We start from the raw sequence: 14,679 nt of genomic DNA, 5'->3' as shown, positions 1-14,679 counted from the left end.
ATGGCTGTCACCGCCGCGTCACCCGTCCGGTGGTGACAGCAGGAGGGTCGCCCCGCCAGCGGCGACGGCGAGGACGCCACCGAGCAGGAACGTCTCCGTCCAGCCGAGCGAGCCGACGAGCGCGCCCGTGACGGTGCCGCCGAAGACGCCGCCCCACACCTTCCCCGAGTACAGGAGGGCGTAGTTCGCGCTGGAGTGCTGTTCGCCGTAGTAGTCGCCGACGACGCTCGGGAACAGCGTGTACTGGGGGCTCCAGAAGAACGTCGCGGCGACGACGGCCACGACGAACCCCACGCCGTCGCCGCGGACGCCGAAGAACGCGACGGCGAACAGGCCGACGCCGACGGCCGTGAACGTCGCCGCCATCGCGGTCGTGCGGTCGACGCGGTCGCTGACGCCCCCGACGACGAGGCGGCCGACGCCCCCAGCAAGCGGCAGCAGTGTGGCGGCGGCGGTGGCGATGCCGCCGGCCAGCCCGAGGTGGGCGGCGTAGGAGACGACCTTCTCGGTGAGCATCAGGCCGGCCCCGGAGACGGCGACGAACACGACGTACATGAGCCAGAACTGCCACGTGTGGATCAGCTCCCGCCAGCTGAACTGGGGGCCGGTGTGGGCGGCGGTGTCGCCGGCCGACCGCCACCCCGCCGGCGGATCGCGGAGCACGAGCGCGCCGCCGAGCACGACGACGAACACCAGCACGCCGAGCGTCCGGAGGACGCCGACGTAGGCGTCCGCGGGCAGCGCGGGGCCGGTGTTCGCGCGGACGTAGGGGACGAGGGCGGCGCTGCCGGCGGCGAACGCCATCGTGCCGGCGCCGGCGGTGAGCCCGCGGCGGTCCGGGAACCACTTGAGCGCGGTGTTGACGGCGACGGTGTAGACGATGCCGACGCCCAGCGCGCCCAGCGCGTACGCCAGGTAGAGCTGCCAGACCGTTCGGGCGACGGACAGCCCGAGGTAGCCGCCGCCGGCGAGGAACGCGGCGACGACGGCGACCCCGCGGGGGCCGTGGCGGTCGCGCCACCAGCCGACCGGGAACTGGCTGCCGGCCTGCACGACGACGAACAGCGTGAACACCGTCGAGAGCGCGGCCGCCTCGATGCCGAGGTGGCGAGCCACCGGCTCGCGGAGGCTGCTCCAGACGTACTGGTAGGGGCCGACGACCGCCATCATGGCGGCCGCCGCGAGCACGAGCCACCACCGGGAGAACCCGAGGTGGGCGCGCGCCCGGGCGGCGTGATCAGCGTCGGGCATTCGGCGTCACCGGCTGGCGGCTGGGCTGCGCGGGCGGGTGCATGCTGGACCGAACAGCGGGCGCACCGGTATGCCTGCTGATTCCGGGGCGTGTCAGTGGCCGCGGGCTGCGAGGTGCGCGCCCACTTCGGCCATCACCGTTTCCTCGGCGCGCGAGAGGTGCTCCCAGGTGGTGGTGTCGGCGAGCCCGATCTCGTCGGCGATGTCCGCGACGCGCACGGTCGCCGCTTCGTCGTAGTAGCCCATGCGCGTGGCGAGCGCGAGGACCTCCCGCTGGCGGTCGGTGAGCGCGTCCAACATCCGGGAGACCGCGAAGTGCTCGCCGCCGGCACCCGCTTCGACGCTGGCCGCGGCGACGAGTTCGGCGTCGCTGCCGGCGGCTTCGATCGCCGCCACGGCCTCCGTGGGGTCGGGATCGCCGTCCGGAAGGTACAGCGTCCAGTGTTCCCAGCCGGCGCGAACGACCGAGCCGCCGCGGTGGTGGATGCCGTGGTCGGCGAGGTGGGCCGTGACGGACCGCCAGTCGGTGGTGTCGTGGGTGACTGCGACGAAGACGTGGTCGGCGTCGCGGCCGGACCACGCGTCGACCGAGCGCACCGGGTCGGCGGCGGCGACTGTGTCCAGGAACCCCTGGACGTGGTCCCCGGGGCCGCGAACGGCCAGGATGCGGCTGCGGTCGCCGTCGCTGCCGGGCAGCGAGGAGACGGCGCGCACCGTCACCGCGGGGTAGTCGGCGCTCACGTCGCTTGCCGGCGCGCCGTGGTTGCGCACCCGCAGGGTCACGTCACGCATCCTATGTGTATAGCTGGCCCAGTGACTTACAGTTAGTGACGGTGTGCTGACGGTGATGCCGGCGAGCGCCGCGCGGGGGCCAACCCCTTTGGGTGCGGCCCGGTGATGTACGGGTATGACTACCGAGCAACCACACGTCGTGATCGTCGGCGCGTACGGCAGCGCGGGCGTGGCTGCCGCCGAGGAACTGGTCGACGAGGACGTCACCTTGACGCTGATCGACGACGGCGAGCCGGGCGGTGGGCTCTGCATCCTCCGGGGGTGTATGCCGTCGAAAGAAGTGCTGTCGGCGGGCGCACACCGCTACCAGGCGCGCCACGACGACCGCCTCACGGGTGCAGTGCCGGACGTCGACTTGGACGCGGTCGTGGACACCAAAGACGACCACGTGTTGGGGTTCGCGGAGCACCGGCGGGCGGCCGTCCACGACATGGCCGAGCGCGAGCACGTCACGTTCCACCACGACACCGCGCGGTTCGTCGACGACCGCACGCTGGTCGTCGACGGCGAGCGCATCGAGGCCGACTACGTCGTGCTCGGCACGGGGTCGGCGCTGAACGTGCCCGATCTGCCCGGGATCGCGGACACCGACTGGATGGGCAGCCGGGACGTGCTCGACGCCACCGAGTTCCCTGATTCGGGCGTCGTCATGGGGTTCGGGTACGTGGGCGTGGAGCTGGTGCCGTACCTCTCGGAGGCCGCCGATATGGACCTCACCGTGATCGAGCACGACGACCGCCCCCTGGACTCGTTCCATCCGGTGTTCGGCGAGGAGATCCTCGCCCAGTACCGCGAGGAGTTCGACGTCGACATCCGCACCGAGGTCAGGGAGGAGGCCGTCGAGGAGACCGACGACGGCGGCGTGCGGGTCCGCCTCGACGACGGGACGACCGCCGAGGGCGAGCAGCTGTTCCTGTTCACCGGGCGGACGCCGTCGTATCCGGCGGGCATCGAGGAGACACGTCTCACCCCCGATCCGGAGTGGGTGGATCCGGCGACGATGCAGGCCCGCGACGACGACCACGTGTTCGTGGTGGGTGACGCCATGGGCGAGCGCATGCTGCTGCACAACGCCAAAGAGGAGGGGTACGCGGCCGGCCGGAACGCGCTGGCCGTCGAGCGTGGGGGTGACTTGGAGACGTACGACCCGTTCTCACACCAGGTGATGTTCTCGGGGCTGGGCGTGTTCCCGTTCGCGTCGCTGGGGTTGACCGCCGAGGCGGCACGGGCCGCCGGGCACGACGTGGTGACGAGTCAGCGCGACGCGTCAAGCGACGGCGTGTTCAAGACCAAAGACGCCGCGCGCGGCGCGGCGCGCCTCGTGGTCGACGCCGACGACGGGACCGTCCTGGGATACCACGGCCTGCATTATCACGCCGACGTGATGGCGAAGACCATGCAGGTGGTGTTGGCCGCCGGGATGGACGTGCGTGAGATCCCGGATCGCGCGTATCACCCGACGACGCCGGAGGTGCTCGACGGGCTGTTCGGGGACGCCGCGGCCGAGCTGTAGCCGGGAGCCGACGCGTTGATTGCAGGCGTCAGACGGGGAGGAACAAGAGTTTTCACCCGGCCCATTCAACGGGCCTACATGTCCGACGATACCGAGGACGACAGCGGCGGGGAGTCGACGGCCGACATGGAGTTCGGCGAGCAGCCAGCGCCGCTCGGTGTCAAAGTCGGGAGCACGCGCACCGTGGTCGCCGAGGACGACGCCGACAGTCCGTCCGTGACGCAGACGTTGACCTGTCTGGCGACCTACGACGACGCGCTCACCGGCGAGGAACACGTCATCTACGGGGCGGAAGCCGCCACGGAGTATCCCGACCGCGTCCGGTTCATGCTGCGCTCGGGGCTGCCCGAGGACGAGGAGACCACGGGTCTGGCCAAGCGGTTCTTCGAGGAGTTCGCGTCCGCGAACGGCCTGGACACGGATTCGGTGGTGGTGTACGCGATCCCCACCATCGACAACGAGGCGGGCCTCGACCGGCTCGCGGAGATCATCGAGGACGGGCCGGTGGGCGAGCGCCGCATCGCGTCGTACCCCGAAAGCCTGTGCGGGGCCGTGCCCGCGCTGGGCGACGGCCTCGACGCCATCGAGGACACGTTCGTCGCGATCAACATGGGGTCGACGAACCTGGAGGCGTGCGCGTACCGCCGCGGCGAGCAGCTCGCGCCGTTCTCGACGGGCGCGATCACGGGCACCGAGGTCGACCGCCGGATCGCCAACTACGTCGAGGAGGAAACCCAGGGGCGCGTGAACATCGACCTCACGACGGCCCGGGAGTACAAGGAGCAACACGCCGATTTCAACGACTACGAGCCGTTCAGCGACATCATCCAGCAGCCCGGCGGCGGCACCTACGAGTTCACCATCGAGGACGCCGTGATGGACGCCGTCGACGAGTTCGTGGACGCGGCCGTCGACGAGGTGGCGAACGTCTTCCTGCCGGATCTCGCCAGCGACTACGTGAAGATCTACCAGCAGGCGCTTGACAACCCGATCGTGCTGACCGGCGGGATGGGCTGCATTCCGGGCATCGTCTCGGAGTTCGAGACCCGCCTGGGCGAGGAGATCGACCGCGAGGTCGAGGCGACGACCGCCGACGAACCGGAGACCGCGGCGGCGCGCGGCGCACACCGGATCGCCGAGCGATTGGTCGATCTCGGGGAGTACTAGCGCGGTCGCTGGGACTGGCGTCGGCGGGCGCAAAAAACTCGGGTACCCCTACCCGGCGGTTCTGCCTGTGTTCCCGGCGGATAAATGTCTTGTCAGACTGTCGCGGGTCGTCCACCGAAACCGTGTCTGAGACTCCCCCGCACGGATCGGGGTCCATAACAACGTGGCGGCCGAAGTCCGGACAGACAGCCCCGAGTGTGTCAGAGCGCCCGGGGTGTGCCCGCAGCGTGGCCCCACAGCCACTGACACGCACCAATGCGCCGACGCACCTACCTGTCGCTGGTCGGGAGTGCCGCGGCCGCCGGAACCGCCGGCTGCCTCGGTGTCCTGGGCGGCGACGACACACCGACCGTACTGCCCGAGCCCGACCACGAGTACGACGCCAGCGCGCTCCCGTATCCCGCCTGGGGCGAGCGCGTCCCCGACGCCACGGTTCCGGCGGCGCTCGGGGACGCCACGGTGTCGACCCGGGAGACCGAGACCCCGGCGTTGTACACGTTCTTCTACAGCCACTGCCAGACCGTCTGTCCGGTGTTGGTGTCGACGCTCCGGAACATCCAGACCCACGCCGCGAACAACGGCTACGCCGACGACATCGCGTTGCGGCCCGTGACCTTCGACCCCGAGCGCGACACCGCCGACCGCCTGGCGTCGTACGGCGAGCGGATGCACGTCGACACCGACGCCGACAACTGGACGTTCCTGCGGCCGGCGGGCGTCGACCGCGCGAAGGCCGTGGTGACCGACGACTTCGGCGTGACGTTCAAGCGCACACACCCAGAGGACATGGCGCAGTACATGTTCTCACACGCGGCGCTGACCGTGCTCGTTAACGCCGACGGCTACGTGGAGCGGACGTACCGGTCGAAGTCGCCGGACGAGCAGCAGCTCATCGCGGACCTGGAGACGGTGAGACAAGCGTGAACCGGCGGCGGGTGCTGGCCGCGCTGGCGGGCAGTGGGTTGACCGGCGCCAGCGTCTGGGTGGCCCGCAACGGCGTCCCCTCGCCCGGCGACGAAGACGCCGCCAGCGGCGGTCTCCCGAGAACGGTCGAGACCCTGGACGCGCCGGGATCGACGGCGGGGACAGCGCAGGTCCCCAGCCCGGACGCCCCGACGGTCGTGGACCTGTTCGCAACGTGGTGTGCGCGGTGTGACGAACAGCTCGCGTCGATGCGCGCGGTTCGGGGCGACTACCCGGACGTGTCGTTCGTGTCGGTGACCAACGAGCGCGTCGGCGACACGCTCACCCGCGGCGATCTGGCCGACTGGTGGACTGCCAACGGCGGCGAGTGGACGCTCGGCGTCGACCCCGGGAGCGGCGTGCTCGCCGCCTTCGGCGCGAACGCCCTGCCGTTCGTCGCCATCACCGACGCCGACGGCGAGATCGTCGCCACACACAGCGGGGTCGCGTCCGCGGCCACGCTGCGCGAGCGCCTCGACACAGTCACATGAGTGCGCTCCCGTTGGGCGGCGCGGCGGCGTTCGCCGCGGGCGCGGGCGTCACGACGTTCTTTGCGCCCTGCGCGTTCCCCCTGCTGCCGGGGTACGTCGGCTACTACGTGACCGAGCGCGACAGCGACATCGCGGTGGTGGCGGCCGCCGCCGCCGCCGCCGTGGGCGCGATCACCACGCTTGGAGCCGTCGCCGGCGTGGTGCTCGCGGCCGGCCAGCCGGTCAAGGCGGCGCTGCCCGCAGTCGAGCCCCTGATCGGACTGGGGCTGGTGGTGGTCGGCGTGCTCACAGCGGCCGGGCGCGGGCCCCGGATCACCGTCGTGCTCCCCGAGCGTCCCGCGTCGGTGGTCGGGTTCGGCGTGTTCGGCGGCGTGTACGCGCTGGCCGCGGCGGGCTGTGTGGTGCCGGTGTTCATCGGCGTCATCGGGCAGGCGGTCGAACACCCGCTGCCCGGCGCGGTGACCGTGCTCGGCGTGTACGCCGCGGGCGTGGCCGCGCCCCTGGTCGGCGTGACGCTGCTTGCAGGCGCGGGTGTCGACGCGTGGCGCGAGCTCGGCGCGTACACCGAATCCATCGAGCGCGCCGCGGGCGTGGTCATGGTGGCCGCGGGGGTGGGCCAGATCGTCGTTGGGCTCGGGCAGGTGTCGGCGGTCGGCGTCAGCCTGTAGCGCTGGGCCGGCGGCTACGGCGAGATGCGGCCCAGCCGGAGGGCGTTGCCGGTGACCCCGAGCGTCATGCCGGCGTCGCCGGCGAGCACCGCCAGCCAGATCGGCACCAGGCCGAACGGCACCCCGACCGCGAGCGCGGCTTTCAGGCCGAGGCTCGCCCAGATGTTCTGGCGGATGACCGTGTTCGTGTCCCCGGCCAGCTCGTAGAGGTACGGTAGCGTCGTGATGGCGTCCCCCAGCAGCGCCACGTCCGCCGTCTCGATCGCGGTGTCGGTGCCCGCCGCCCCCATGGCGATGCCGACTGTGGCAGCCGCCAGCGCGGGCGCGTCGTTGATGCCGTCGCCGACCATCGCCACGTCGCCGTGTTCGTCCTGGAGGTCCGCAACGACGCTGGCTTTCTCCGCGGGGAGGCAGTCGGCGTACACCGCGTCGACGCCGACCTCGTCGCCGACGGCGCGCGCGGTGCGCTCGTTGTCCCCGGTCAGCATCACGGTCCGAGCGACGCCGTGCTCGCGGAGCCTGGAGACGGTGTCGGCTGCGCCCGCCCGCACCGTGTCACCGACCGCGATCACGCCGAGCAACGCGTCCGCGGTGCCCACCAACACCACCGTCTTGCCGGCGGCCTGGAGGTCGGGGATCGTGTCGGCCCGGAGATCCAGGCAGTCGGCGTGCTCGCAGTCGGGCTGGGCCGCCCGCAGGCCGCCGTCAGTGGTCGCATGCACGTGGGACAGGTCGACGCCGTGTTCCTCGAACAGCGCGGGCTTCCCGGCGAAATGCGGTTGGCCGTCGAGCGTGGCGCGCACCCCCTGGCCAGTGACGCTGTCGAAGTCCGTGACCGACGGCGCGTCGACGCCGGCTTCGTCGGCGGCGTCCACGATGGCGTCCGCGATGGGGTGTTCGCTGCGGGCTTCCAGGCCGCGAGCGCACGCCAGCACGTCGCGCTCGCGGTGCCCGTTGAGCCCGCGAACGTCGGTGACCGCAAGGTCGCCCGCGGTCAGCGTGCCGGTCTTATCGAAGGCGACGACGTCGACGTCGGCCATGGCTTCGAGGTGGGTGCCGCCCTTGACGAGCACGCCGTGGTTGGCCGCGCTCGTGATGGCCGACACGACTGACACCGGCGTCGAGATGACGAACGCACACGGGCACGCGAGCACGAGCAGCGTCAGCCCGTGGACGACCGCAGTCGGCCAGGACACGCCGAGCACGAACGGCGATCCAAGCGTCGTGAGCACCGCGAGCGCGACGACGGCAGGCGTGTACTTGGCGGCGAAGCGTTCGACGAACTGCTCGCGGTCGGTCTGATTCGACTGGGCGTCCTCGACGAGTTCGACGATGCGGGACAGCGTGTCGTCGCCCGGGGCGGCGGTGACCTCGACTTCGAGATACCCCGTCTCGTTGACGGTGCCGGCGTACACCTCGTCGCCCGGCTGCTTGCTTTCGGGGACGGATTCACCCGTCACGGGCGACTGGTCGACGGCGCTGTCCCCGTCAACGACGACGCCGTCGGCCGGGATCTTTTCGCCCGGCCGCACCGCAACGCGGTCGCCGATCGAAACCGTGTCGGCCGGGACCGTCGTCTCGGTGCCGTCGGGGTCGATGATCGTCGCTTCATCGGGAGACAGCGCCATGAGCTCGCGCAGCGACTGGCGGGCGCGGTCCATGGCGTACCCCTCAAGCAGTTCCGCGATGCTGAACAGGACCGCGAGCGTCGCGGCCTCGAAGTACAGCGGCTTCCCGAACGCGAAGCTGGCGGTGAGCGCGCCGAGGATGGCGATCGACATCAGGAAGTCGATGTCCATGCGGCGGTCGCGGGCCGAGCGCGCGCCGTTGCGAAGCGTCTTGAAGCCACCGGCCGCGACCGCGACGAGGAACGCGACGTCGGCGGCGTGCAGGCTGGTGCCGGCGACCACCCCCAACACGACGTTCGCGTCACCGACGAAGAACCGCAACGCCAGTCCGGCGAGCAGGAACACGCCGCCGACCGCGGTTTGGAGGGCGCGAGGGCTGGTCCAGACGTCCGCCCGGGAGGTGTCTCGGTCGCCGTCGGTTCCGGTGACGTCGTAGCCGGCGGCCTCAACGGCGGCCACGACGTCCGGCGTGGTGGCCGTGCTTTCGTCGAGCGTGACGACGACGGAGCCCGTCGTCGGCTGTTCTTCGTGGGCGGTGACGCCGGCGGTGGCGTCGAGGGCGTCCGCGACGCTGCCGGCGCACGACGAGCAGTCCATCCCGGGCACGTCGAGGCGCAACTCGACCAGGCCGTCGCCGGGCGGGTGATCGCGTGAAGACATTGCGAACTGGTACGTTCCGGACGGTTATGAACGCTACTGCTATCTACCCGGGTTGAGTTAATCAAAGTTAACAAAAAAATCCGATTGAGTTATTAATTAGGAGGTTGAGCCGCGGCGGCACAGGGATCACCGGCCGCCACCAGCGTGCCCACATGGCGGCGTTCATCGCGGGGAACCGAGCGCAACGGACGCATCGAGGAGCGACAGGAGCGCTTCGACACCGCCGACTGCGTGGCGATGACCCGCCCGATCCGTGACATCGCAAACGAGAGCGGACGTTCCGCGGCCGCGGTCGGATACGCGCTGTTCGCGTGCGACGCCCACGTTCGTTCGGGCACGCTGTGTTAGCAACGTGGACCGTCAAACGCGGCTTGAATGGTATTTTTTAATACTGAGTGCGGACTGTGTTGTTATATGAGCGTTGTCAGCGTCTCGATGCCCGAAGAACTGCTCGAGCGACTCGACGACTTCGCGGACGATCACGGATACACCGGTCGCAGCGAGGTCGTCCGGGAGGCCAGCCGAAACCTGCTCGGCGAGTTCGAGGACAAGAAACTGGAGGGGCGGGAGCTGATGGGCGTGGTCACTGTGGTCTTCGATTACGAGACGACGACCGTCGAGGAGAAGATGATGCACCTGCGCCACGAACACGAAGGGTTGGTGGCGTCGAACTTCCACAGCCACGTCGGCGGTCACCACTGCATGGAGCTGTTCGTGCTGGAGGGGTCACTGGAGTCCATCTCGACGTTCGTCGGGAAGATCCGCGCGACCAAGGACACACTAACCATCGATTACTCCGTGCTTCCGGTTGACGAGTTCGGGGGGCTGGCTGACGTGAGCTGACGCGCTACGTGTGTTGAGCGATCCAGCGCCCGTCTTCCTCAGCGACCAAGCCGTTGTCCTGGAGGTCCGGGAGGACACGAAGGAGCGTGAGCAACGGCAACTCGAGGTCGGCCTTGAGGTCGTCCAACGTTGCCCCACCCTGGGTCGCGAGATAGAGGTAGACGAGCTTCCGACGGTTCGAGTCGATGGCACGAACCGATGACACGACGCCAGCTGACTGCTCGTCACGTTGCGTGCTCATATCCGACGGCAGTACTTCGACGATAATAAAACTGGCCTACCACGTCTGTCGAAATCGGTGGGCGACAGGAACCGCCACAAGCGAAGCGACACGCTGGGCCGTCGACAACGGCTGTGGAACTGCGTGGAGCGACGGCCACAGCAATGCCGTAACTCCTTACGCGTGGAGGGCCGACGGGGCGTCAACTGACGGCATCGTGCTCGCGGGCCCAACCGCGAGCACGTCACCACCGCTGCACCGCTGCAGCGTGTGAAGGGTGGAGGGAGAGAGGAGAGACTGTGAGACCGAACGCTGCGATGTGGATTGCCGACACCCCCACTGCACGCACGTTCGAAGCCTCACGATCGACACGAGCACGGGAAGCCACATAAATCAGTGTCGGCGTTCTCTGGCGCTGCAAGTGCCCCGGAACGCACAGGGCAGTCGAACGCCGATCCACGGACCGGCTGACCGCCGGCCGGGATGTTACAACCGGTCGAACGCTTCGTCCACCATCTCCCCCGTGGTGGCGACGATGTCCTGCATCTCGCTGTCGTCGGCAGCCATCCCGAGGAGTCGCGCGATGCGCATGATCGAGACGTGATAGACCCGCTGGCGGCCGGGCGATTCTGCCCAGATCACCACGTTACACGGCATCAACGCGCCCAAGCGGTTGTCGGTCGCGTCGAGGGCGCGATCGGCCACGTCGGGGTGACACGCGCCCAGCACGTAGTAGGGGTCGCGGTCGGCGTCGATCTTCTCGTTGAGTAGTTCCGCGGGCGAAAACTCCACGGGGACACCGAAGCCGGCATCCGTGAATACGTCCCGGACGTGCTCGATGGCGTCCTCGTGGGACAGTTCCAGTGTCGCCTGCTGTTCGCCGATGTCAGCGGGGTCGATGGCGGCCGGGTCGATGGGAAGCATTCCGTGTGGTGTATCGACCAGGCCGGACAAAACGGTGGCGAGAACAAGCACCGCGCGCCCGACACCTCAGCGAGCGAAACAACCGACTCACACCAGCCGAGAATATTGTCTCCATAGCGCACACCCGGGGCGGCGGGTAGCGCCGCGGCGACACCGCGCCAGGCGAACGGGTACGGCGGTACAGCACGCCGACTGGAGCCAGCGAGTCGAGGCACCCGGACGGAGCCAGTGCCGGACGGCTACAGCCCCGATCGCGGGGTTGTGTGCGCCGGCCCGCGCCGGGAATTGTATAGAGTTTACACAAATCTTTTGGTGTCGAACCGGCTAGAGGAACCCAACGCCAATGCCAGATTCGATGGCTGAACAACTCCGCCACGACATGACCTGTGACGGGCTCTTGGAGTGTTTCCACGGCCTCAAACAGCTCGATAAGGGCGTGTTCCAAGCGCTCGTCACCACGAACGACGCACTGACAGTCGACGACATCGCCGAACGCGTGGACCGCGAGCGCTCGACGGCCTACCGCGCGGTTCAACGCCTCCTCAGCGCGGGACTCATCCAGAAAGAACAGATCAACTACGACCAAGGCGGCTACTATCACGTCTACGAGCCGACCGATCCCGCCGAGATCGCGGACGACATGCAGCGACTGCTCAACGACTGGTACGCCAAAATGGGCCAGCTCATCCAAGAGTTCGAAACCAAATACGACCGCACGGACGCCGGCGTGCAGTCCATCGAAGGCTGAGCGCGCCCCACCAGTGGCTGCGCTGCCGCCCGATCGTGAACTGATTGCCGCCCCGCGACGAACTGCAGGCGTGGGCTGATCGAGTGCGCCGGAACCACAGATCGACCACCACCACAAGCGTTATTTTGCCGGTTGATGATGGATAGATTATGAGTTCTGGCTTCTCCACAGGCGAGCGGCGAGACTTTGCGATCGGTCTCGGTGTTGTCTCCGCGGTCGCCAGCATTGCCGGAATTCTGGTGTCCGATGTCTCCATCACGTTCAGCACGTCGGCCTTTCTCTTCGTCATGCTCGTCGCGTTCGGAGCCGGGAACACCGTGGGTGTCTCGTGCTATCTGTTCATCGATCAGTCCGTGGTGACGCCGATGATCGGCGCTAGCTACGTCGTAGCGGTAGTAATCGCGCTGTTCCTCGGCGCCCAATCGTCGGGAATGCTGATGGTCAAGTTCGTCACTGTTTCGTTCCTTGCGATCATCGCGGGAAGCATCGAGTACGTGGTCCGGTCCCTGATCGGGGAGTTCGTCGAGATCATCGAGCCGCGACCGCTCGTGTGAGCGGCCCTGTCAGCGACCCGGGTCGGCAGTGTGGCTCGAATACCGGGAGTCAACGAGTGGCGCGGCCGACGCGTCCGGGGAGACCGACTGAAATGAGGATCGCAGCTACCCCTGGAGCCACGTGCTCAGGGGCCAGGCACAGTGTGGATGGGCCCTAGCGGTTCGTGACTCCACGGTTGCAGTTCGACCCGGAACTTCGGCTGACTTTGTAACGGTCCATCATTCGTTGGGCAGGTAGTCGCGGCGCTGATTGGCTCGCTCGCGCTTGTTGCGTCGGTCGTAGTGCTTGTCCAGAATCTCCTCGCTCGCGTTCAGGCGGTCGGACACACCCCGGCGAGTACCCAGAGCCACGAGTGCACGGTAGCCGCGCGCTCTCGGGTACCTTCGACTAAGTACGCCGTCGTTCACTTTCGCGGTGTGGCTCCCTCGCATGGACCGTGGCGAGGCCCACCCTCCGTGAATCACCCTGTCGAGTGAGCCAAATTCACTCGGTTTTCCCGCCTCGTGTGTACGAGTCAAAGACAGTCGCGGAGATCACACGCTCAAAATTCTCATCAGTCCTGTCTAGGAAGAGTACCGGCCAGGAATTGGCCGAGAATGAATCCGCCGCCGCAGAGGCAGATGAACGCACAAATAAAGATTATTCTCAATCGCCCTTTGAACAGCGGCACCACTCCACTAGTTGCATCAATCACTCCGATTAGAAGAATAGCGATGCCAGTGGCTCCATTTCCAAGCGCTGCTGCTGGAATTAACGAAATTTCTTTGATGCGGTTCCGATAATCCGCAACCAAGGCAGTCTGTCGGTCACTCTGGTTACTGTTTCGGACGAGACCAGCGAGTGGGACACTACCAATTGAAATAGCAATGATTGCGAGAACGAAAGATAACAAAAGGGGAATCGATCCCACGTAAATATACACATTAGGTTCTAAATTTCCCGAATCAGACAACTGCGGGATTGCCCCTACGATGGACAACCCTATCAGATCGAACTGAATCACTCGAATCGCACGAGAGGACTTCTCCCGTAACCGCCTCTGAAATAGATCAAATTCCGGGATTCCGTCGTCAGTCATTTCCTCATTATCCACACTTAGGACAGAACCTCGTGAAGATTACGCTACTAGATTTGGCGAGATATAATCAGAGCGCATCGAGACTTACTCGCTGAAGTCCAGCGTGAGAGCATCGCTCCGCCGAGACACGTCCACACCGTGACGAGACGCCCACGCGTAGAACTCTGCCGCCGCGGAGTCGCGCCCACGCTCGGCGGCACCAATCACTTTCGCGCTCGCCTCGACCGCGCGCCGGGTCGCGTCCTTCGCCTCCTGGGCAGCCTCGTGGACGATCTCGGCGACCCGCGTAGACCGCAAACCAACCTCCGCGTACTTCGTCTCCACGAGGTCATCCATTCGCCGAAGCGCCCGCCGCACCGAGTCAACGTGCCGGTCAGTCGCCTCCGCGAGATCGGCCGGCGATAGCTTCCCGCCGTCCGTCACCAGCATCTCCAGACTCTCCCACCCCACAGCGGTCGCTGAGCCTCCTCGTCGGTTTCACCGAGCGGGGAGAGCCCGAAGTCCTCGGGGTCGTGCCCCTCGATGTGGTACTCGCGTTTCTCCTTGCGGACGGACTCGTACCCACAGACCGGGCAGACTCCGAGGTAGATGTGCTTGCGGCTCCAAGAATACTCCTCGATCCGGAGCGTCACGCGCACCACCTCGCGGTTTCGATTGACGGATTCGCAGGACTGCGCGGCCCCAGAATCACTCGGTGGTTCGAATCCGACTCAGAGGCAAGGATTCGGGCGAGTCGATTACGAGATTCTCGAAGGGTAGAGACACCTCTACGAGAACTTCTGCATGAAGTAAGAACCGTCGAGGAAATGGATGGGCCCTGGCGGATTTGAACCACCGCTCACCCGGTGTCCCACAGCGCCGCCGCATGCGACGGCACTGATATGAGCCGGGGGCTTTGAACCGGACTAAGCTAAGGGCCCGCTGGCGATGGCTACCACGGGGAGTGTCTTTAGGGTATCGAACACTAGTCGGCGTACGAGCTGGCTGGCACGGATCGAAGAGGAAGTGACGCCGCCACCAGGGCTCGAACCTGGGACAACGTGGGTAACAACCACGTGCTCTACCAACTGAGCTATGGCGGCTCGCACCCTATCGTAACCCGGGGATTTTGAAATGGCTTTCGTTTCCCGGGCGGGGAGTCCGGGCATCGACACGGCTTAGACGCGGAGCGCCGAACG

Annotated in this window: 17 protein-coding genes, 2 tRNA genes and 1 pseudogene; 9 read left to right on the top strand and 11 right to left on the bottom strand. The window is 67.4% G+C overall.

The window, feature by feature from the left end:
- Nucleotides 1–18 precede the first annotated feature (18 nt).
- A complete protein-coding gene (locus ACOZ32_RS05835) occupies nt 19–1,251 on the bottom strand; it encodes an MFS transporter (RefSeq protein WP_010902070.1) in 1,233 nt (410 codons plus the stop codon).
- Between the two features lie 93 nt (nt 1,252–1,344).
- Nucleotides 1,345–2,043, bottom strand: a complete 699-nt coding sequence (locus ACOZ32_RS05830) for a helix-turn-helix domain-containing protein (protein WP_010902069.1) — start codon at nt 2,041–2,043, stop codon at nt 1,345–1,347.
- 115 nt (nt 2,044–2,158) lie between these two features.
- On the opposite strand from ACOZ32_RS05830, the gene ACOZ32_RS05825 reads away from it, so the two are divergent.
- From ACOZ32_RS05825 to ACOZ32_RS05805, 5 genes are all read left to right on the top strand, one after another.
- Complete coding sequence (locus ACOZ32_RS05825; protein ID WP_010902068.1) at nt 2,159–3,556, top strand: FAD-dependent oxidoreductase; 1,398 nt, start codon at nt 2,159–2,161, stop codon at nt 3,554–3,556.
- Between the two features lie 78 nt (nt 3,557–3,634).
- Nucleotides 3,635–4,723 carry a rod shape-determining protein gene (locus tag ACOZ32_RS05820; RefSeq protein ID WP_010902067.1) on the top strand — a complete coding sequence of 363 codons (1,089 nt, stop codon included), beginning with the start codon at nt 3,635–3,637 and terminating at the stop codon, nt 4,721–4,723.
- 255 nt (nt 4,724–4,978) lie between these two features.
- On the top strand, nt 4,979–5,647 hold the full coding sequence (locus ACOZ32_RS05815; RefSeq protein ID WP_010902066.1) for an SCO family protein: 669 nt from the start codon (nt 4,979–4,981) through the stop codon (nt 5,645–5,647).
- Complete coding sequence (locus tag ACOZ32_RS05810; RefSeq protein WP_012289107.1) at nt 5,644–6,177, top strand: TlpA family protein disulfide reductase; 534 nt, start codon at nt 5,644–5,646, stop codon at nt 6,175–6,177. Before ACOZ32_RS05815 ends, ACOZ32_RS05810 begins: the two co-directional genes overlap by 4 nt.
- Nucleotides 6,174–6,845 carry a cytochrome c biogenesis protein CcdA gene (locus tag ACOZ32_RS05805; protein ID WP_010902064.1) on the top strand — a complete coding sequence of 224 codons (672 nt, stop codon included), beginning with the start codon at nt 6,174–6,176 and terminating at the stop codon, nt 6,843–6,845. The genes ACOZ32_RS05810 and ACOZ32_RS05805 overlap by 4 nt, the downstream gene beginning before the upstream one ends.
- A gap of 14 nt (nt 6,846–6,859) precedes the next feature.
- On the opposite strand, the gene ACOZ32_RS05800 is transcribed toward ACOZ32_RS05805, so the two are convergent.
- Complete coding sequence (locus ACOZ32_RS05800) at nt 6,860–9,133, bottom strand: heavy metal translocating P-type ATPase (protein ID WP_010902063.1); 2,274 nt, start codon at nt 9,131–9,133, stop codon at nt 6,860–6,862.
- 144 nt (nt 9,134–9,277) lie between these two features.
- Here ACOZ32_RS05800 and ACOZ32_RS05795 point away from each other — a divergent pair, with 144 nt between their 5' ends.
- Nucleotides 9,278–9,481: a hypothetical protein gene (locus ACOZ32_RS05795; protein ID WP_012289105.1), complete on the top strand. Its 204-nt coding sequence runs from the start codon at nt 9,278–9,280 to the stop codon at nt 9,479–9,481.
- A 66-nt stretch (nt 9,482–9,547) separates the two neighbouring features.
- Complete coding sequence (locus ACOZ32_RS05790) at nt 9,548–9,976, top strand: CopG family ribbon-helix-helix protein (RefSeq protein ID WP_012289104.1); 429 nt, start codon at nt 9,548–9,550, stop codon at nt 9,974–9,976.
- 4 nt (nt 9,977–9,980) lie between these two features.
- Here ACOZ32_RS05790 and ACOZ32_RS05785 read toward each other — a convergent pair whose 3' ends face one another.
- Nucleotides 9,981–10,217: a hypothetical protein gene (locus ACOZ32_RS05785; RefSeq protein ID WP_010902060.1), complete on the bottom strand. Its 237-nt coding sequence runs from the start codon at nt 10,215–10,217 to the stop codon at nt 9,981–9,983.
- A 465-nt stretch (nt 10,218–10,682) separates the two neighbouring features.
- Nucleotides 10,683–11,120 (bottom strand): DUF302 domain-containing protein, encoded by a 438-nt coding sequence (locus ACOZ32_RS05780; RefSeq protein WP_010902059.1) that lies wholly within the window; start codon nt 11,118–11,120, stop codon nt 10,683–10,685.
- Between the two features lie 343 nt (nt 11,121–11,463).
- Here ACOZ32_RS05780 and ACOZ32_RS05775 point away from each other — a divergent pair, with 343 nt between their 5' ends.
- Both ACOZ32_RS05775 and ACOZ32_RS05770 read left to right on the top strand, forming a co-directional pair.
- Nucleotides 11,464–11,868: a helix-turn-helix domain-containing protein gene (locus tag ACOZ32_RS05775; protein WP_010902057.1), complete on the top strand. Its 405-nt coding sequence runs from the start codon at nt 11,464–11,466 to the stop codon at nt 11,866–11,868.
- Nucleotides 11,869–12,017: 149 nt separating this feature from the next.
- Nucleotides 12,018–12,422, top strand: coding sequence for a hypothetical protein (locus ACOZ32_RS05770; protein ID WP_227970905.1), 405 nt, complete (start codon nt 12,018–12,020; stop codon nt 12,420–12,422).
- Nucleotides 12,423–12,641: 219 nt separating this feature from the next.
- Here the strand turns inward: ACOZ32_RS05770 and ACOZ32_RS05765 are convergent.
- The 6 genes and pseudogenes from ACOZ32_RS05765 to ACOZ32_RS05740 all read right to left on the bottom strand — a co-directional run.
- Nucleotides 12,642–12,758: pseudogene (locus ACOZ32_RS05765) on the bottom strand (site-specific integrase); the annotation flags it as partial.
- Nucleotides 12,759–12,976: 218 nt separating this feature from the next.
- A complete protein-coding gene (locus ACOZ32_RS05760) occupies nt 12,977–13,516 on the bottom strand; it encodes a hypothetical protein (protein WP_227970904.1) in 540 nt (179 codons plus the stop codon).
- A 69-nt stretch (nt 13,517–13,585) separates the two neighbouring features.
- Nucleotides 13,586–13,951, bottom strand: coding sequence for a hypothetical protein (locus ACOZ32_RS05755; protein WP_012289102.1), 366 nt, complete (start codon nt 13,949–13,951; stop codon nt 13,586–13,588).
- The gene (locus ACOZ32_RS05750; protein ID WP_012289101.1) at nt 13,921–14,142 is read right to left on the bottom strand and encodes a hypothetical protein; all 222 of its coding nucleotides are present in this window, start codon (nt 14,140–14,142) and stop codon (nt 13,921–13,923) included. Before ACOZ32_RS05750 ends, ACOZ32_RS05755 begins: the two co-directional genes overlap by 31 nt.
- A 170-nt stretch (nt 14,143–14,312) precedes the next feature.
- Nucleotides 14,313–14,421, bottom strand: a tRNA-Ile gene (locus ACOZ32_RS05745).
- Nucleotides 14,422–14,510: 89 nt separating this feature from the next.
- Nucleotides 14,511–14,583, bottom strand: a tRNA-Asn gene (locus ACOZ32_RS05740).
- Between the last annotated feature and the right edge of the window lie 96 nt (nt 14,584–14,679).

The sequence above is a fragment of the Halobacterium sp. MBLA0001 genome, assembly GCF_049705385.1.
Taxonomy (GTDB): domain Archaea; phylum Halobacteriota; class Halobacteria; order Halobacteriales; family Halobacteriaceae; genus Halobacterium; species Halobacterium salinarum.
The sequence above is the reverse complement of the archived record's forward strand: the minus strand, read 5'-3'. Positions and strand labels throughout refer to the sequence as shown.